Origin of the sequence: Mesorhizobium sp. B2-4-6 (assembly GCF_006442775.1) — a bacterium.
GTDB lineage: Bacteria > Pseudomonadota > Alphaproteobacteria > Rhizobiales > Rhizobiaceae > Mesorhizobium.
The window spans coordinates 573762-591840 of record NZ_VFVI01000001.1 but is presented as its reverse complement, the minus strand read 5'-3'; the positions used below and the strand labels follow the sequence as shown (position 1 = coordinate 591840).

The following is an 18079-nucleotide window of genomic DNA, read 5'->3' as shown; positions in this document are numbered from 1 at the left end:
CCACAGCGAGGCCATATATCTGCCTGACCCATATCGAGGCCTCAACCCAACGGCTTCGGCGATTATGAAAAGATGACTTGAACCGAACTGTTCTCCTCAAGTCCGAGTTGCCCAAATTCGACGCCGATGCCGGAAGATTTGACGCCCCCGAACGGTGCGTTCGGCTGGATGGCGCCGTGCTTGTTGATCCAGACCGAGCCGCATTCGAGCTGCGATGCGATCCGTTTGGCTTCCCTGACATCTCTGCACCATACCGAGCCACCAAGGCCGTTAATGCTGTTGTTTGCCTCTCGGATCGCATCGTTGACGTCGGCATAGCGGATGATCGGCAGGACGGGGCCGAACTGCTCCTCATCGACCAGCGGATCGCCATTGGCGAGGCCGGAGACAAGGGTGATCGGATAGAAGTGGCCTGGGCCTTCCTTGGCGCTTCCCCCGAGCAGAACTTTCCCGCCACGCGCCTTGGCGTCTTCCACCAGCCGCGTCACCTTGTCGAATTGGACCTTATTCTGGATTGGTCCCAGCAAGTTCGCCTCGTCCATGCCATCGCCCATCGTCACCTTTGCGGCATAGGAAACCAGGTTCTCGCAGACTGCGTCATGAACGTCGGCGTGCACATAAAGCCGTTTCATGGCAGCGCAGGTCTGTCCGCTGTTGATGAAGGCGCCCCAAAAAAGCCCTTCGGCAATCGCGGCCGGATCGACATCTGGAAGGACGATGCCCGCGTCGTTGCCTCCAAGTTCGAGAGTCAGGCGCTTGAGCGTATCAGAGGCCGACCGCATCACCTTCTTGCCGGTCGATGTCGAGCCCGTGAAGACAAGCTTGCTGATTCCGGGATGTCCGGAAATCAAATCGCCGACATTGTCCTGGCCGGTGACGACGTTGACCACGCCGGCCGGCAGGCACCCGTTTAGAATCTCGACCATACGGATGGTTGACAGCGGCGTGTAGGGCGACGGCTTGATGACGACGGTGTTGCCCGCACGGATCGCCGGCATGATATGCCAGCAAGCAATCATCAGCGGCCAGTTCCAAGGAGTGATCGAGCCGACCACGCCGAGCGGCTTTCGGTGCAGCTCGATGCGCCCTTCATTGTTGTCCTGAAGGATTTGCACCGGAAGTTCGAGGTCCGCGGTGTAACGGGTCCACGCCATGGCGCCTGCAAGTTCGAAGCGTGAGCCCATCCCGCCAAGCGGCTTACCCTGTTCCAGGGTCAGCAGTGTCGCAAGCTCTTCCAGATGCTTTTCGATGGCATTGGCGGCATCATGAACGGCCTTCCTGCGGACTTCATTCGATGTCCTGCTCCAGCCTTCGAACGCCGCCCGCGCCGACGAGACTGCGTTGTCGATATCCGTTTTCTCTGCTTCGGGAGCCCTGCCCACGACCGCCGTCGTCGACGGGTTGTACACGTTGAAATGGTTGCGTGCCGCGACCTGCACGCCGTTTATGATGTGACAGAAATCGTTCATCACTCTCTCCCGGGTACGATGCCTGTGCGCTCAGGACGATTTGCCAACGAACGGAACCGTGGTGACCTCGGCCTTCACGACGCCGAGCGGGTGGCTGACTTCGATGACATCGCCGACTTCGACCGAGGCATCGACCAGCGCGATACCGAGGCTGCGGTCGAGCGCGAATGAGTGCGCCGCCCATCGCACGACGCCGGAATTGCCTCTCGCGTCCTTGGCATCCCAGAACCACTCCATGCGCGGTACCGGTCCTTCGATGAACAGGCCAACCGACTTGCGCCTGACGCCATCGGCCCTGATCCGTTTCAGCGCATCCTTGCCTATGAAATCGGCCTCGACGTCGAGATGGACGAATTTGTTGCCAAGATCCTCAAGCGCGTTCATGCCCGAATTGGTGTAGTAGCTGATGTCGGTCACACCCCGCTCGAGCGCACGGAAGATGTTGGGGCCCATGACCATGATATCGTACGGCTCGCCCGCTTTCTTGACCGCGTCCCAGATGTCGGTCGCGCCCACGGACGACAGCGGATAGATTTCGAAGCCTTCGCCGCTGCTCCAGCCCGTGCGCGAAACGACCACATCCTTGCCGAGCACCGTTGTCCGCATGCATGTGTAGTTCTTCAGCTCCCAGACCGGGTCCGCGCATATCGCCTTCATGACCTCGATGGAGAGCGGGCCCTGAATCTGCATGGGGGCGATGTCCGGTTCGGACACTTCCACCTTCCAGTCCGAGCCCATCACGATGCCGCGCGCCCAAAGCGTGATGTCGGTGTTTCCGTGCGAGATCCAGATCGTGTCTTCCGATGGACGCAGCACGACCGGATCGCACAGGCAGATACCGTTCTCGTCGGTCAGCAATGTGTAACGGCATTGGCCGACCTTCATTGCGGACATGTCCCGGCATGACAGATAGTCCATGAACCGCAGCGCGTCGGGACCCTTGAGCTGGGTCTGCCGCTCAAGGCCGACATCCCACAGCGTAACGCCATTGAGCAGGGTGTCGTATTCCTGGAAGGGCATTCGCCCGTAGACCATCGGGAAATGCATGTTGTTGTAGACCATCCACTCCATGCAGCCCTCTTCCACGGACTTACCGAAATAGGGCGAGAGCCGATTGACGGTGAAGACCCGCTGACGCTCTTCGGGGAACATCGGTCGGCGGTCCAGGTACTCCGTAAGCCGCATGATCTTGCCGTCGACGAGCGTGATCTCGCCGACCATGCGAAAATCGACGCGATGCGGCGTGCCATCAAGCTTGCCGCCAGTCCCGACAACCTCTGCGGAGTAGTTGGCCTCAACAAAACCGGTCGCACCGGCGTCGATGGCCGCAGTGACCTCCACCTGTATGTTCTTTTGGCTGAGGGCCGCCTGCCGCATCTCCTTTTCGATGCTGGCGCGGCCTTTAGCCGGTTTGTCGGCCATGGGTACGATGAACTCCCCATCATCGGTGAACATTGAAGCGATCGCCGCGGCATCGCCGGCGATGAAATGGTCGCAATATCTGCGGAACGCTTGTGTGGGGGTCATGGCTATTGGTGCTTTCGATGCGTTTTCGACGGGAAAAGTGCGGGAGCTAAAGGATCGCCTTGTCTGACCAGAGGCGCTGATTGCGGCCGTCCATATAGAGACTGAGACGCATCAGGCGCTCCGAATCGACTTCCGCCACAATGGCGACGGGATGCACGTGCTGGACGCCGCCCCGCTCCGTTTTCAGCCTGCCGCTTGCAATGGCAACGATATCGTTGACCGCAGGCTCAGACAGTTCGAAGCGTGACGAAGAGACAGCCTCGAAAATCGCTTCATGGCCTCGTCGCAGTTCTGTCTGTCCGAACAGCCGGTTCGGCTTCAGCATGGGAATCTCGACGAGTCCGCCCTTGGAAAACAGCTCCATGATCGCGCCAATATCCTTCCGCGCGAAGGCGCGCACGTAGGCTTGCAGCGCGTCTCCCGGGTTGGACAAAGCTTCTGTCTTCACAGCCATCCAGCGTTCCTCGCTATCTTCTTGCGGCGCGCAATTGCGACGCTCTCGGGTCTTGACTAAGCTATGGAGAAGACAGGCAAAATGCATGATGACCCCAGTACCCATGCGCCGTTTGTCGGAGGAACCACGACCTATGCGGAAGGAGGCCTTTTCAGACGCGGGCGTGTACGCCGATCCGGGCGGGAGCGCTTGGCGAAAGCCAGGGAAATGGTGACGCGATCCTCGGAAGTCACGTTGGGACTGTTATCGCGTGCACTCGACCACCGGGGCGAGGCTGACTTCCAGTTCCAACTCCTGGAAGCGTTGAGCTCCCTGCTGCATTGGAACTATCGCTATATTTTCCGCTATGGCCCCAACGGGCCGCCAGTTTGCCTGTTTCGAGAAGGCGGCGATTTTCATTCGTTCGATGTTTACCTGAGCGGTTTCTACCGGTTCGATCCGTTCTACCGGCTGTGCCTGGATGGCCCCCAACTCGGCGTTGAGCTGTTTCGCGACCACACCGTTGCCGAGAGAGAATTTCAGACCTACCACGACCTGCTGACATCGGAAGGCGTGTCCGACGATATCGTGGTCATGCTTCCGGATTCGAACGGCGCTACGCTGGTTCTCTGCTGGGATCGCGCCAAAGGGCAGTTCTCCGTGCGGACGGTGCTTTTGCTGCGCACCTATCTGGCGCTGGCAAACTCGATTCATCAGACGCATCTCGGTACGCCCAACGCGAACCCGACGGCTCAAACTGAACAAGTCTCAGACGCCTTGTCCGCCACGCGAGGCGCGCCGCCTTCGCTTCTTTTCGATAGCGCGGTCGAAACCTACAGTCCTGGTAACCTCGCCCCGCGTGAACTCCAGATCGTGCATCTATCGCTTCGAGGCTATCACAATGCCGCCATCGCGAAGGCCATGGGCATCAGCCATCAGGTGGTCAAGAATCGCAAGCGAATGGTCTATGACAAACTGGACATCACCTCCGAGCGCGAACTGTTCCGGCTCTTTCTCGACCACATCATGAGCGACGTTCGGGAGGACGCCGTTTGAGGCAAGTTGAGTTGGGGTCTCGTCGCAGACGACCAAGCTCCCTTGAGAGGGCGGCACTTCAGGCGCGGTTGCGACCCAGGAACTTGGAAAGACCGACACCGAGGATGAGGGCAAAACCGTTGACCAGATCGTTGACGTAGACCTCGGCGCCGGCAAGGTTGAGACCGCTGTTGATGGTCGCCAGGAAGAACACGGCGACGATAACTCCGGCGACGTTGTAGGTGCCCGGCAGAATTGCGGAGGCGCTAAGAAACGCCGCCGCGAGGGCCGGCAAGGTGAAGGATTCGCCGACACGCGGGTTTGCGCCGCCCGTCCTGGCGATCTGGATGAAACCGGCGAAGCCCGACAGGGCACCGGATATCACGAAACTGAGGATCACCATGCGGGTCGTATTGATGCCGACGAGTTTGGCTGCCGAGATGTTTGAGCCGATCGCATAGAGATAGCGGCCGAACGGTGTGAAGATGATCACATATCCGAGAAGCAGCGCGACGATGAGAAGAGCGAAGAAGGGCAGCGGTATCCCGAACAGGGTGCCCGATCCGAATTTGGACAGGATCGGCGGAATGTTGCTGACGATGCTGACGCCGCCAGTCTTCCAGGTCACGATTCCATGGATAATGATCGATATGCCGAGTGTCGAAATCAACGAGTTGATTCCGGCGCGCGTGACCAGGACGCCGTTTACGACACCGATGGATGTGCCGATCGCGACCGCAAGCAGCAGCGCCAGGAACCAGGGCATGCCTGCCGACATCGCGACCGCTGCAAAAATAGAAGAAAGCCCGAGATTGGCGCCCACGCTGACGTCGAACTCGTTGACGATCAGCGGGACGAAGGCTGCCAGCGCCACGATCGCCAAGACCGCCTGATTGGCGATCACGATGCGCAGATTTGCCGACGTCGGGAAGGTATCGCGCGTCGCCGGCAAGAGCGTGAAGAAAATCGCGATCAGAGCCAGGAGTGCCACAAGAGCGTAGGCCTCGCCATAAAGGCGGAAGAACCGACGGGCGCCATACTCCCGCGACGCGGGTTTTGCATTGTTCGTGCCGGTTGCGACGAGAGCTGGTTCGTTCATGCTGCCACTCGCAGTTGGGTGAGTTCATGGAGGTGTTGTGTCGTGAGTTCGTTTCCGGACACATGGGCGCAGACCCTGCCACCGTTCAGCACCAGGGCGCGATCGCACAGGTCGACAAGTTCAGAAAAATCCGATGAGACGACAATGGCCGTAGCGCCTTCCATCGCAGCGGCGCGGATCAGTCGGTGTATCTCCGCCCTGGCGCCGATGTCGACACCCTGCGTCGGCTCGTCGAGAAGCAGCAAGCGCGGTTTGCGCGACAGCCATCGTCCGATCGCTACCTTTTGTTGATTGCCACCGGACAGTTTGTCGACGGCGAGATCGACGCGACGCGGTTTGAGACCGACCAGATCGGCAAGGCGGAGCGCCTCCCGCTTTTCAGCGTCGAAGCGCAGGCGCAATCCCGACCAGTATCGATCAAGGCTTGCAACGCTGAAATTGTTCATGACCGACAGGTTGGCAAATATTCCGTCTGCCATCCGGTCCTCGGGAACGAAGGCCATGCCGGCGCGCACCGCGGCCCTGGGATCGACCGGGGTATACGGATGTCCGTCGAGCAGTATTGCACCCCCGGTCGGCCTGATTATGCCGAAGAGGGTACGCAGCAGCGCGCTTCGGCCACTGCCCAGCAGTCCGGCGATACCGATGATTTCGCCGGCTCGCACCGACAGATCGACGCCGCGAAGCGGCCCGCCCTTGAGCCCTCTTGTCTCCAGCAGCATCGCGCCGGGGACCACGCCCGCCGGCCTGGTGGCAGCAGTATGGTTGGGGCCTGCGATGAGCCGGACAAGCATCGCCTTGGTTATTGAATCGCCGGAGAGATTCCCCGCGACCTTTCCATCACGCAGCACCGTGACGTGGTCGGCAAGATCCATGACCTCCTGAAGATGATGGGTGACGATGATGATGGTCTGGCCGGCCGCCGAGAAGCGGCGGAGTGCTGCGGCGAGCCTGTCCGCTTCCGCCGCCGACAGCGCCGAAGTGGGCTCGTCCAGAACCAGCAGTCCGCTCGATTCGCCCTCCTGATCCTGCAGGGCTCGGGCGATCGCCACCATCATCTGGGCCGCCGGGCGCAAGTTCGAGAGAAGTTGATCCGGTTCTGCCTCGATGCCGAAGCGCTCGAGCACCTTGTTGGCCCTCCGCCTGACACTCGACCAGGAAATGCGTCCAAACCCGGCCGTCTCGAAACCCCTGCCTATTGAAAGATTTTCCGCCACCGACAAATGCGGGAATGTCGAGGAATGTTGATGCACGACGTGGATCGAGCATTTCTTCGCCGTTGCCGTCGAAAAAGTGGACGCGGCAAACTCGACGCCCCCAAGGTCGATCCGACCTGCGTCGGCTCTGACGACACCGGCCAGGATCTTGATCAGCGTCGATTTGCCCGATCCGTTGCCGCCGAGCAGCGCATGGATGCTTCCCGAGGATACATCGAACGATACATCCTCCAAAGCCCGGGTCGCGCCATAGGCCTTCGAGATTGCGTGCAAACTGACGGCGAATTTAGCCGCATTCATTCCGTGATGCCCCAGGCTTTCTTGTAGACGGCGATGAAATCCGTCGAAGCATTGAACGCTCCAGCGGTGCCAGCGTTGTGATCCTTGTCGAAGACTTGCAGGCCAGCCCCCGAATTGGCGGCCGGTTGCCCGTTGAAGACCCTGTTTAACGCGTCAACCGCGGCATAGCCTTCCCAGGCGCTGGGAATACCGACGCCCGCACTGACCTGCCGGCTGCCGGCCCGCACAAGATTCATCGTTGCCTCCTGGCCCTCCGCGGCCACAACAACCAAATCTCGTCCGGACGCTTCGATCGCCGGTCCGACTCCGCTCAGGATGACGGAATCCGCGGGGACGATGAGGCTGTTGGCATTGGGGAAGCGCAACAATGCCTGTTCAGCAAGCTGTTGCAGTTGCGGGCCTTGGGAACCGTAGCTGAACGACACTTCGTGGACAGTGCAGCCCGGGCAGCGTTTCAACTCTTCGATCGTGGCTTCGCTCGTCAGTTTTGAAACGAGCACTTCGTCGCTGACCAACACAATGGTCTCAGCCTTACCCCCGGTCTTGGCGATGACGTAGTCGGCCTGCCAGGCGCCATATTTCTTGACCCAGGGAATGAGATCGCCCTCGACATAGGTGACGGCAGCGTCGAACAGGGAAGGCTCGCCCGGATCGCTGACGCTGCAGTCCACCCCCTCGATACTGACGATCTTCAGGCCGGAGTCCCTGGCCTCAGCCAAAGGTCCCTTGACGCCGTTGCAGTCGGCGCCGGCGAGAACAATCGCATCGAACTTGCCGGCGATCGCCTGCCTGATGCCGTTGGCCATGACGGCCGGATCGTATTTTCCGTCGAAGATCGTGGTATCCCATCCCAACAGCCGGCCCGCCTCCTGAGTACCTGCTGCCTCCGCCGCGCAGAGACTGACGTCCTGGCTGCAGGAAACGAACCAGATTTTCTTGCCGGTGACGGGTTTGGGGCCTTCAGACGGCGGCAGTCGATAGCTTCCCGTATAGAGATCCTGAAGAGACGGGAAATCCGAGGCGCCCGCCTGACCCGGCATGAGGCAGCCTGAGAAGGCTCCAATCAACGCCGCGCCAAATCCGGATAGCGATGGCCATGAACGATGCGACATGTTCTTCCCCTTGTTGGTTTCGTGAACCGCATGATGGTTGTCTGCCTCGTCTGGCCTCTCCCGGCGAAAGAGCGGCCAACGTCAGGCGATGAGCGGACGCCCAATCCCGTCTGTGAATTGAAATTTGTATCGAGCCTGCTGTCCTCCTCCGACGTGAGCCCAAAAATCTCGCCCCGCTGCGGCCAAGCGGTAGTTAATGTGTTAACAAACGACACTCAATATGTCAATTGACCTATAAACAATACGCCGACTACCGCCTATACCGTTCTCGTGAACGCGATGACGCGAAGGCATCGAACTGCTAGTCGAGGGAACGGAGGGCAAGATGGATCAGCGGGTCAGGGGCAAGAAGAGGATGGCGGCCGGCGAGCGCAGCGCCCAGATCGTAAACGTCGCGCGTGCGATCATGATCGGTGACGGCTATGGCGCCCTCACCCTGCGGGCCGTTGCCTCCGGCTGCGATGTGAGGATCGCCACCGTCCAACATTTCTTCGGCAACAAGGCAAAACTCTTCGAGGCCGTCATCGACTCCATCACCCATGACTACAACGAAGCCTTTGGCCGCCTCGAAAGCGAGACTCTCGGCAATGCGGAGACCAAGCTTCGGCGCATGCTGCATTTCCTCATCGAGGACAACAAGAACGCCCACACCGCCGGGTTCTTCTACGAACTCTGGAACCTGGCGCATCGCGATCCCATCGCCAGCAAGGCCCTGGATCGGCTGTGCGACGAGCAGCTTGTCCGCTTCCGCGATCTGATCCTGCGCATAAGGCCGGAACTCTCCTTCGACGCCGGGCTGCAACGCGCTGCTGTCATCATGGCCGCTACGGATGGACTGCTGCTGACGGTTGGCTACGGTCGAAGTCCGCCGGAAGCGCTTCGAGGGTCGGGCCAGGATTGCCTGGTGGATATTTTGATGCACGTGGCAACGGCAAAGGCCTGAGGACATCTTGCCCGCTACTTGAGGGCCGTTTGTCGTGATCGCGCCTGCATGACGAAGGTGGAGAAGTGGGCCACGTCGGCGTCGCTTGGTTCCTGCCCGGTGAAGCTGCGCAGATAGGCCGCAAGATGGCCAAGGCGAGTCTCCGCCGGCTCTTTCACGTCGAGCACATAGTAGCCTATTTGCATGTAATAGAGCACGCGGGCGCGAATGAGAGCATCTTCTTCACTGTAGCCATGGCGCAGATAAAGGTCGCATATGGCGCCCAGTCTCTCATCATCCGCCATGTCAATGATCCGGCGCACTTCGGCGGAGCGGCGTGCCCACTCGCGCACAGCGAAATCGAAGCGCGGGTCAAACAGGCTCTCGTCCGCCCAGCACTCAAAGACGTTCATTACACCGCCAATGATCGTCGCGGCAGGCCTTCCCGCCCTTTCGACGATCGCCCTGGTGTTCGTGTCGCGCCAATGCTCCAGCAGGCGATTGAGCAGATCCTGGCGGCTCTCGAAATAATTATAGAAACTCGATCGCGACACGCCGAGCCGCTCGCTCATCTGCAGGACACGTACGCTTTCCACGCCCTCGGTGACCAGCATTTCCAGAGCCAGATTGATCCAATCCCAGCGGGTCACCTTGATGTTGCCGGGGGCTGGCTCTTTCTGTGGCATCACCTTGATCATCACTGACGAATGACACAGCCCAAAACATGGCGCAAGGAGTTACTGGACATAGCTGTCCAATCATTGTACATATATGTCGAATGGTGATCATCCTGATCTTGGGAGGCAGGATTGAAGTCACACTACCGAGCAGTGGCAATCGGAGGCAGGGTCGCCGGCGCTTTGGTGTCGTACCTCGCCAAGCCCGGTTGGACGGATGTGGTCCGGATCGATCGGGCTGAATTCGCAGCCGTTGCCTACGGCATGATCGGTCTCGCGGCCCGGCGGCGGCACAGCCGAAGAAAGGCAGCGTCCATCAAGGCAGCACCCATCCCATGGAAACGGCCTTCGCAGAGGTATGGCTGGAAACCTAGGTGAAGCTCACATCGAGCGGCGCGGATTGCCCGCACAAACACGGCCAAAGTACTAGGCCGATACGATTACCCTCAGATGCAAGGAAACAAGCCGTGGCCACATGCTTGACCGAGGAACGGCACATCGTCCTTGCTGTTTATCCGGGCGTATCGCTGTTGGATCTGGGCGGACCGCTGGAGGCTTTCCGTGTGTTCTCGGAGTTCGGAGGCGAGCACCGCATCCGCTACAAATGCACCGTTGTTTCCTCGCAAGGCGGCCAGGTAGCCACGGCCGACGGAGTGCCGCTTGTCGCGCAATCGATCAAATCCCTCCATCGTGTGACGATCGATACGCTGATTGTGCCGGGGGCGTTTCTGGTCGATGACGTCACGCGTGATGTCGATCTCATCAAGTGGGTGGCAAAAACAGGCCCGCAATGCCGCCGCGTATGTTCCGTCTGCGTCGGCAGTTTCTTGCTCGCGGCGGCAGGTCTGTTGAAAGGTCGACGCGCCGCCACTCATTGGATGCACGCGAAATTGCTTGCCCAACGGTATCCCGAAATAACCGTGGAACCCGACGCCATTTTTGTCCGCGACGGACGTGTTTGGTCGTCTGCCGGAGTGACCACAGGGATTGATCTGGCCTTGGCACTGATCGAGGACGATTGCGGTCGCGAAGCGGCGATGAGCGTAGCGCGTATGCTTGTCGTGTACCTCAAGCGCGCGGGGGGGCAGTCACAGTATAGCGCGCTTCTGGCGACCCAGGGGGAAGCGGATTCGGACGCCTTCGTTGAGCTTGACCGTTGGATCGCCGAGAACCTGGGCACGCCACTTAATGTCGAGGCGCTTGCGGAGCGTATGCACATGAGCTTAAGGAATTTTACCCGCGTTTACACCCAAAAGCGCGGGCGGACTCCTGCAAAGGCAGTGGAGGCAATACGGCTCGATGCCGCGCGGCGCCTGCTTGAAGAAAGCGACGATCGGATCGAAGGGATAGCCGAGACTTGCGGATATCGGGGCGAAGAGCAGATGCGGGCCGCGTTTGTGCGCGTGCTAAACATTCCGCCTCGCGAGTATCGCCGCCGCTTCGCCATGAGGAACAGTTCGCTGGAGAGGTCAAACGAAACGGGCGACGGCCGCCAACTCGATTTGCGATGATCAGGCTGTGTCTTTGGTAGTTGGTCGGTCACCGCCACACTGGCCAAACGACCTTTGTCGCCTCATTTTCCAGCGCGGCCTGCTGTGTGTTCCGGAGGCTAGTGGCCCGGGCCCAAAGCCACGAGCCTGGCGACGTCCTCCGGTGTGGTCTCGGCGAACGTCTTGTCGGACCCTGCGAACACTTCCTCGGCAAGCTTGAATGTCATGGATCCTGCTTTTGGACCCGGAGCGCATGCATTGACCCTGCTTGGCAAATGGCTTCATCGCTTCGGAATTGCCAAGATCGCGGGCCAGTCGCATGCCACGTCGTTGGCGCGCACCGCCTCGCCTAGCTCGCTCCGGATCGTATCGACGGCATCGAACAATGCCCTTGCGGCCCCCATTGCTGCTGACTATAGTCGAGTGAAATGAAATTTAATTCCACTATCTGATTTCCACGGTCAGTAATGAGTTCCACGAGCGATCAATCCCTCGCCATCGTCGAGAGTCGTCCCGTCGAAAACGTGGGGCTGATAGAAATCAATCGCCCGGAAGTGCGCAACGCGATCAACCTGGAAGTGCGGGAGAAGCTCGCTGCCGCGGTGGCAGGCTTAGCAGAAGACCCGGAAATCCGCGCGATCGTCATCACCGGGCGTGGCGGCAATTTCGTCGGAGGCGCCGACATAAAGGCATTCGAAAAGCTCGGCTCTGCCGACGTGCTTCTGCAACGCACCCATCGTTACTGGGATGTGATCGCCAGATGTCCGAAGCCGGTCATCGCCGCGGTCGAGGGCTTTGCGCTGGGCGGCGGCTGCGAACTTGCCATGCATGCCGACATCATCGTGGCGGCACGCACAGCCACTTTCGGGCAGCCCGAGGTCAAGCTCGGCCTGATGCCGGGCGCCGGCGGCACCCAACGCCTGCTCAGGGCGATCGGCAAATACAAGACGCTGATGCTCGTTCTCACCGGCGACATGTTTTCGGCCGAGGATGCCGAGCGCGCCGGCCTTGTCAGCATCCTCACCGATGAAGACCAGGCTTTGCAGCAGGCGCTGCAGATCGCCCGGAAGATCAGCCGCCTCCCCGCGCTGGCCGTCGAGCAGATCAAGGAAGCGGTCGTGAACGGCGAGGACGCTCCGCTGGAAACGGCACTGAGGCTGGAGCGCAAGGCCTTTCAACTGCTCTTCGATACGGCCGACAAACGGGAAGGCATTGCCGCCTTCATCGAGAAGCGCACGCCCTCGTTCAAGGGGCGTTGACTTGGCAAGCACGGGGGGAGTCGCCAGAGCTCGGATCGAAAAAGCCGGTGTCGTAGGCGCCGGTGTGATGGGCTCTGGCATAGCCGAGGTTCTGGCCGCGGCAGGCATTCACGTCATGATCGTCGACGATGCGCCCGGAAAGTCAGCCGCCGCCGTCCAGCAAATCGCGTCGCGTCAGCGCGCGCGAGCCGCAGCGGGCAAAATCAGCGCGGACGCGGCCGAAGAGCGGCTGGCCCGCATCGAGCCTGTCGAAGCCCTCGACCGCTTGGCAGGCGTCGATCTGGTCGTGGAAGCCATCATCGAGCGGATCGAGCCGAAACGTCAGCTCGTCGAGGCGCTGGAGAAGATCGTCGGACCGGACGCAATCATCGCAACGAACACTTCTTCGCTCTCGGTGACGGCGATCGCATCCGCCGCGAAGCGTCCGCAGAGGGTCGCCGGCTACCATTTCTTCAATCCCGTGCCGGTGATGAAACTGGTCGAGGTCATCTCCGGCGCTCATACGGCGCCCGAGGTGGAGCACGCACTGGTCGAGCTCGCCAGCCGGTTCGGCCATCATCCCGTTGTGGCCGCCGACACGCCCGGCTTCATCGTCAACCACGCCGGCCGCGCCTTCGGCACGGAGGCGCTGGCGATGTTGCGCGAGGGCGTGGCCTCGATCGGTGAGATCGACGCAATCCTGCGCGATGCCGCCGGCTTCAAGATGGGGCCGTTCGAGCTGATGGACCTGACAGGTCTCGATGTCTCGCATCCAGTCATGGAAAGCGTCTACACGCAGTTTTATCACGATCCGCGCTATCGTCCGTCGGTCATCGCCGCGCGGCGCGTGGCGGCAGGCCTGCTCGGGCGCAAGACCGGGCGTGGCTTCTATGCTTACGAAGCCAATCGCCAAGTCGCTCCGCCTGAACCGGCGTCCAAGGCCGACGTCGCAGGACTTCCCGATTGCGTGGCCGTTCTGGCCGACAACGACGCCGGTGATATGCAAAAGCTGGTCGCCTCGACCGGCGCCGCTCTCTGCGGCGCTCAGGATGATAATGCGCTGGAGCAAGCCGGCCTCATCCTCGTCGGGCTGGAGGGCGGCGATGCCGCTGGCGCGGCGATCCGCCTAGGCCTGCCGCCCTCGCTCTGCGTCGGCTTCGATCCCTATTTCGGCCTGGACCGTCATGTGACGCTGGTCGCTTCGTCGGCCACTTCGGAGAATGCCACCAGCGCGGCGCTCGCTCTCGTCAAAGGCGCCGGCCGCAAGGCGACGCTGGTCAATGACAGTTGCGGGGCAGTCTGCCAGCGCGTGGTCGCAATGATCGTCAATATCGGCAGCGAGATCGTCGAGCAGAAGATCGCATCGGCGGCAGACGTGGACGCCGCCGTGCGGCTTGGGCTCGGCTATCCGCACGGACCGTTGGAATGGGGCAACAGGCTCGGCCCTGCCCGCATTCTGCGCATCCTGGATACGGTCCATGACCGCACCCGGGATCCCCGCTATCGCGCAAGCCTGTGGCTGCGCCGCCGCGCCGAGTTGGGATTGTCGCTGGAAGATTGAGCTGGCCGGGAGGAGTGGATTTGGCCCAAAAGCATGAGTTGAAGCCTTCAGCGCCGTGGTACCGGATCGAAGCGGACGAGTCCGACTGGTCGAGTGTGCCTGCACAGGATCTGGTTCGCCTTTATGCGCAGATGAAACTGATCCGGCGCTTCGAGGAAAAGATCCTCGACCTGGAGAAAGCCGGTCTCATCCATGGTCCGGCCCATGCCAGCATCGGTCAGGAGGCGGCGGCCGTCGGAGCCATTTCGATGCTGCGCGCCTGTGACCAGATCAATGGCACGCATCGCGCGCATCACCAGGTGCTGACGAAGCTGGTCAACGCGCAGACCGAGCCGGACTTCGACATATTGAGCCAGGAGTTCACGCCGCGGATGGACGACGCCGTCTACCGTTTCATGGCCGAAATCATGGGGCTGTCGCCAGGCTACTGCGAAGGCCGCGGCGGCTCGATGCATATGCGACATGCAGAGTCCGGCGTGGCCGGCACGAGCGCCATCGTCGGCGGCAACATTCCGCACGCCGTCGGATATGCGCTCGCCGACGACATCCTCGGCAGGGACGGGATTTCGGTCGCTTTCTTCGGCGACGGCGCCTCGCTGCAGGGCGCCGCCTATGAATCGATGAACATCGCGGCCGCCTACAAGCTGCCCGTCATCTTCTTCGTCGAGAACAACCTCTACGCCGTCTCCACGCATATCGACGACGTGACGGCCGAACCCCGGATCGCCTCGCGCGGTCCGATGCTCGGCTTCACCGGCATCGAATGCGACGGCATGGATGTGGTCGCGGTTCATCACGCGATGTCCGACGCGATCGAAACGATCCGCGCGGGACGCGGCCCGGTCGTCATCGAAGCGAAATGCTACCGCCACTTCCACCAGAGCGGCAGCAAGACCGGAAGCGATTTCGGTTATCGCAGCCTCGAGGAAGAGCAGGAATGGCTGAAGCGCGATCCCGTGCGGCTGGCGGAGACGCGCCTCAGCAAATTGGGGATCCTCGACAATGCCGGACTGGCTCTTATCGACGAGCGGCTCAGCGCTGTCGTCCAGTCGGCGGCCAACCGGTTGACGGAGACCGCGCCGGGCAGCAACCAGCTTCGCATACAGGACAATCTTTGGCCCTCCGCGCAGTCGGTGGACACGGGCATCCTGGCGCCGACCTCCGAAGCCGAGGGGCTCAACTATCGCGAGATCGAGGACTTCGCGCCCGACCAGCTGGTGAAAGCCCGCTTCGTCACGGCCGCCGGCGAAGCGCTGGGCGCGGCAATGGCCGCGGATCCGACCATCATCGTGCTTGGCGAAGACGTCCATCGGCTACGCGGCGGGGTGAGCGGCTTTACCCGGTCCGCCCTCGAGCAGTTTCCCGGCCGCGTGCTGGCCATGCCGATCGCCGAGAACGGCTTCACGGGCGTGGCGCTCGGCGCGGCGCTGCGCGGGCTGCGGCCCATCGTCGAAATCATGTTCGGCGATTTCTGCTTCGTGGCGGCCGACCAGATCGCCAACGGCATCGCCAAGGTAAGACACATGTTCGGCGACGGGTTTCCGGTGCCGCTCGTCATGCGGGTGCGCGTTTCCCCGCATACCGGCTACGGCTCGCAGCATTCGAGCGACCCGGCGGCGCTGTTCAGGATGTTTCCCGGCTGGCACGTGGTCTCGCCGACCACGGCGTTCGACTATGTCGGATTGCTCAACACGGCTCTCAAGACAAACGATCCCGTGGCGATCATTGAGCATGTCGAGTTCTATCAGCGCGAGAGCTTCGTCCCGCGCGACGAGCGCGACTACTGCATTCCGTTCGGCAAGGCCAGGATCGTGCGGCCCGGTTCCGCCTGTACGGTTCTCGCGACATCCGTCATGGTGCCCGCCGCCGTGAAGGTTGCGGAAGAAACCGGCATCGACGCCGAAATCATCGACATGCGCAGCATCGGCCAGCTCACGACCGACTGGCCCCTCGTGCTGTCATCCATCGCCAAGACAAACCGGGTCATCATCGTCGAGCAGGTCGCGAGTGGCCTTTCACTCGGCCGCCATTGGATCGCCGAGATCCAGGCGCGCGCCTTCGACGATCTGGACCACGAGATACTCCACGTTACCGGCAGCCTTTCGGCGCCAGTCGTGTCGGCCGTTCTCAACAAGGCCGCGCTGGGATCGACCGAGAATCTGCGGCAGGCGATGGAGTTGATTACCGAAAGTGCGTGAACCGAAAATGCCAGAAGGAGCATGGTAATGAGACTGGGGAACTCTAAACATTGGAAGAGCCTTATTGCGGCAACGATGCTTGGCGGCCTTGTCGCTACGGCGATGCCGGCGGCGGCCAAGACGCTGGTCATCGCCCGCGACATGGACATCAACTCTCTCGATATCCACAAGAGCTGGTGCGACACCTGCATGATCTACAACGCAGCGGTCTATGACGGCCTGCTTGCGCTGGACAAGGACAACAAGCTTGTGCCTGTGATCGCGGAGAGCTGGACGGTCAACGCCGACCAGACAGTCTTCACGTTCAAGCTCAACCCGAAGGCTGTCTTCTCCGACGGTTCCAAAGTCGAGTCAAAGGACGTGAAGTGGTCGTGGGAGCGGCTTAAGAACATCAAGGGCAGCCCGTCCGACCTCGCCTCGGCGATTGCATCCGTGGAAACCCCGGACGCTGAAACCGTCGTCGTGAAGACCGCCGAGGCCGATTCCGAGCTGCTGAACGTTCTGGCCGCGAGCTATTTCGGCGTCGTCAACAGCAAGGTCGCGGAGTCGGAAGGCAAGGCCACGGCTGCAGCCGACGCCGCGCAGTCCGACCCAGCCGAACCCTGGTTCCTGGCGCATTCGGCTGGCGCCGGCCCGTTCGTGCTCGAATCCTACCAGCCGGGCGCCGAGCTGCGTCTGAAGCGCAACGCAAAATACTGGCGCGAACCGGCCAAGGTCGACGAGATCGTCATCCGCCAGGTCGGAGACGCCGTGGCCCAGGCCCAGTTGCTGCAGAGCGGCCAGGCCGATATCGCCATGAACATCGACCCGGAAACGGCCAAGACGTTGACCGGCCCGGATGTCAAAACGGAATCGGCGCCGTCCAACAACTTCGTCTACATCGCCATCAGCCCTGGCGCCGTTGCGAACCCCTTCCCGATGACGGCCGACATCCGCGAAGCAATCTCGCTCGCCGTGGATCGCAAGTCGCTTGTCGACTTCACGTTGGGCGAAGGCAATGGCCGACTGATTTCCGTGCCCTTCCCGCTGGATTTCCCTGGCGGCTCAGGACATTCGATCCCGGATTACAACCCGGACAAGGCCAAGGAGCTGCTGTCCAAGGCAGGCCACGCGGACGGCTTCACGCTTGAAGCGACCTATCCGAAGCTGAACGTCTACGGCGTCGACTTCACGCTCGCCATGCAGAAGATCCAGCAGGATCTGGCGGCGGTGAACATCAAGCTGGAGCTCAAGCCGGTCGAGTTCCCGAACTGGCGCGAGGCGGCGAACAAGGACCACATCCCGCTCACCTTCGTCTTCTTCGCGCCCGACTTCTACGGAACCTCGCAGTATGTGAACTACTTTGGCCTGGCGCCGGACTCGACCTGGGCCAAGCGCGCGGGCGCGGCCACCGATCCGTCCTTCGTCCTCAACGACACCAAAGAGATGCTGGCCGAAGCGTTGAAGTCCTCGCCCGAAAAGGCGGAGAAAATCTATTTCGATATCGGCGAGAAGATCAAAGCGCAGAACGTCATCATTCCGATGATCAGCCCGAACACGATCCTGGCCTATGGCAGCAAGGTCCACGGGGTTCGCAATTCACCGAGCTCAAACGTTCCGCTCTACGAGATCACGCTCGACGACTGAGCGACATCCCTGTATCCGCGAGGCCTTTGAGGGGCCCTCGCGGATACAGTCCATTCGACCAGATTCCTGGATTGCCGCAGTGGTCGGGGCGCCTGTCCTGGCCACCGCAATTGCTATCCTGGCACAATCATAGCAGTGAATTGTCGCTCGAATCTCGTTGACAAATCAATGTCTT

14 protein-coding genes are annotated in these 18079 nt (G+C 61.2%); 7 read left to right on the top strand and 7 right to left on the bottom strand.

All coding sequences use genetic code 11. From position 1 onward, the window contains the following. Positions 1 to 62 precede the first annotated feature (62 nt). Genes FJ957_RS02920 through FJ957_RS02910 form a run of 3 tightly spaced genes read right to left on the bottom strand, consistent with a single transcriptional unit; the run spans position 63 to position 3450 of the window. On the bottom strand, positions 63 to 1469 hold the full coding sequence (locus FJ957_RS02920) for an aldehyde dehydrogenase family protein (protein ID WP_140828297.1): 1407 nt from the start codon (positions 1467 to 1469) through the stop codon (positions 63 to 65). A gap of 30 nt (positions 1470 to 1499) precedes the next feature. After that, complete coding sequence (locus FJ957_RS02915; RefSeq protein WP_140828292.1) at positions 1500 to 2996, bottom strand: nuclear transport factor 2 family protein; 1497 nt, start codon at positions 2994 to 2996, stop codon at positions 1500 to 1502. A 46-nt stretch (positions 2997 to 3042) separates the two neighbouring features. Next, on the bottom strand, positions 3043 to 3450 hold the full coding sequence (locus tag FJ957_RS02910) for a nuclear transport factor 2 family protein (protein WP_140828287.1): 408 nt from the start codon (positions 3448 to 3450) through the stop codon (positions 3043 to 3045). 189 nt (positions 3451 to 3639) lie between these two features. Between FJ957_RS02910 and FJ957_RS02905 the strand changes: the two genes are divergently transcribed. Continuing rightward, positions 3640 to 4485, top strand: a complete 846-nt coding sequence (locus FJ957_RS02905) for a helix-turn-helix transcriptional regulator (RefSeq protein ID WP_181180481.1) — start codon at positions 3640 to 3642, stop codon at positions 4483 to 4485. Positions 4486 to 4543: 58 nt separating this feature from the next. Here FJ957_RS02905 and FJ957_RS02900 read toward each other — a convergent pair whose 3' ends face one another. From FJ957_RS02900 to FJ957_RS02890, 3 genes are read right to left on the bottom strand one after another with little or no spacing between them, the layout of a single operon-like run. Continuing rightward, entirely contained in the window at positions 4544 to 5563 is a 1020-nt protein-coding gene (locus FJ957_RS02900; protein ID WP_140828280.1) for an ABC transporter permease, read from the bottom strand. Next, on the bottom strand, positions 5560 to 7080 hold the full coding sequence (locus FJ957_RS02895; protein WP_140828278.1) for a sugar ABC transporter ATP-binding protein: 1521 nt from the start codon (positions 7078 to 7080) through the stop codon (positions 5560 to 5562). Before FJ957_RS02895 ends, FJ957_RS02900 begins: the two co-directional genes overlap by 4 nt. Further along, positions 7077 to 8192 (bottom strand): substrate-binding domain-containing protein, encoded by a 1116-nt coding sequence (locus FJ957_RS02890; protein WP_140828276.1) that lies wholly within the window; start codon positions 8190 to 8192, stop codon positions 7077 to 7079. The genes FJ957_RS02895 and FJ957_RS02890 overlap by 4 nt, the downstream gene beginning before the upstream one ends. A 355-nt stretch (positions 8193 to 8547) precedes the next feature. On the opposite strand from FJ957_RS02890, the gene FJ957_RS02885 reads away from it, so the two are divergent. Then, positions 8548 to 9135 (top strand): TetR/AcrR family transcriptional regulator, encoded by a 588-nt coding sequence (locus tag FJ957_RS02885; protein WP_181180480.1) that lies wholly within the window; start codon positions 8548 to 8550, stop codon positions 9133 to 9135. Between the two features lie 14 nt (positions 9136 to 9149). Here FJ957_RS02885 and FJ957_RS02880 read toward each other — a convergent pair whose 3' ends face one another. After that, positions 9150 to 9812: a TetR/AcrR family transcriptional regulator gene (locus FJ957_RS02880; RefSeq protein WP_140828268.1), complete on the bottom strand. Its 663-nt coding sequence runs from the start codon at positions 9810 to 9812 to the stop codon at positions 9150 to 9152. Positions 9813 to 10270: 458 nt separating this feature from the next. Here FJ957_RS02880 and FJ957_RS02875 point away from each other — a divergent pair, with 458 nt between their 5' ends. From FJ957_RS02875 to FJ957_RS02855, 5 genes are all read left to right on the top strand, one after another. Further along, positions 10271 to 11302, top strand: coding sequence for a GlxA family transcriptional regulator (locus FJ957_RS02875; RefSeq protein ID WP_140828265.1), 1032 nt, complete (start codon positions 10271 to 10273; stop codon positions 11300 to 11302). 446 nt (positions 11303 to 11748) lie between these two features. Beyond that, on the top strand, positions 11749 to 12540 hold the full coding sequence (locus FJ957_RS02870; RefSeq protein WP_140828259.1) for an enoyl-CoA hydratase-related protein: 792 nt from the start codon (positions 11749 to 11751) through the stop codon (positions 12538 to 12540). Between the two features lies 1 nt (position 12541). After that, complete coding sequence (locus FJ957_RS02865; RefSeq protein WP_281407668.1) at positions 12542 to 14080, top strand: 3-hydroxyacyl-CoA dehydrogenase; 1539 nt, start codon at positions 12542 to 12544, stop codon at positions 14078 to 14080. A 20-nt stretch (positions 14081 to 14100) separates the two neighbouring features. Continuing rightward, a complete protein-coding gene (locus FJ957_RS02860; RefSeq protein WP_140828250.1) occupies positions 14101 to 16278 on the top strand; it encodes an alpha-ketoacid dehydrogenase subunit alpha/beta in 2178 nt (725 codons plus the stop codon). Between the two features lie 75 nt (positions 16279 to 16353). Next, positions 16354 to 17904 carry an ABC transporter substrate-binding protein gene (locus FJ957_RS02855; protein ID WP_246685772.1) on the top strand — a complete coding sequence of 517 codons (1551 nt, stop codon included), beginning with the start codon at positions 16354 to 16356 and terminating at the stop codon, positions 17902 to 17904. The last annotated feature ends 175 nt before the right edge of the window (positions 17905 to 18079 follow it).

What these genes read in the sequence shown, in the direction of transcription:
- FJ957_RS02920 (WP_140828297.1), bottom strand. Translation starts at nt 1,469, where the DNA reads ATGAACGATTTCTGTCACATCATAAACGGCGTGCAGGTCGCGGCACGC.
- FJ957_RS02915 (WP_140828292.1), bottom strand. Translation starts at nt 2,996, where the DNA reads ATGACCCCCACACAAGCGTTCCGCAGATATTGCGACCATTTCATCGCC.
- FJ957_RS02910 (WP_140828287.1), bottom strand. Translation starts at nt 3,450, where the DNA reads ATGGCTGTGAAGACAGAAGCTTTGTCCAACCCGGGAGACGCGCTGCAA.
- FJ957_RS02900 (WP_140828280.1), bottom strand. Translation starts at nt 5,563, where the DNA reads ATGAACGAACCAGCTCTCGTCGCAACCGGCACGAACAATGCAAAACCC.
- FJ957_RS02895 (WP_140828278.1), bottom strand. Translation starts at nt 7,080, where the DNA reads ATGAATGCGGCTAAATTCGCCGTCAGTTTGCACGCAATCTCGAAGGCC.
- FJ957_RS02890 (WP_140828276.1), bottom strand. Translation starts at nt 8,192, where the DNA reads ATGTCGCATCGTTCATGGCCATCGCTATCCGGATTTGGCGCGGCGTTG.
- FJ957_RS02885 (WP_181180480.1), top strand. Translation starts at nt 8,548, where the DNA reads ATGGCGGCCGGCGAGCGCAGCGCCCAGATCGTAAACGTCGCGCGTGCG.
- FJ957_RS02880 (WP_140828268.1), bottom strand. Translation starts at nt 9,812, where the DNA reads ATGATCAAGGTGATGCCACAGAAAGAGCCAGCCCCCGGCAACATCAAG.
- FJ957_RS02870 (WP_140828259.1), top strand. Translation starts at nt 11,749, where the DNA reads ATGAGTTCCACGAGCGATCAATCCCTCGCCATCGTCGAGAGTCGTCCC.
- FJ957_RS02855 (WP_246685772.1), top strand. Translation starts at nt 16,354, where the DNA reads ATGCTTGGCGGCCTTGTCGCTACGGCGATGCCGGCGGCGGCCAAGACG.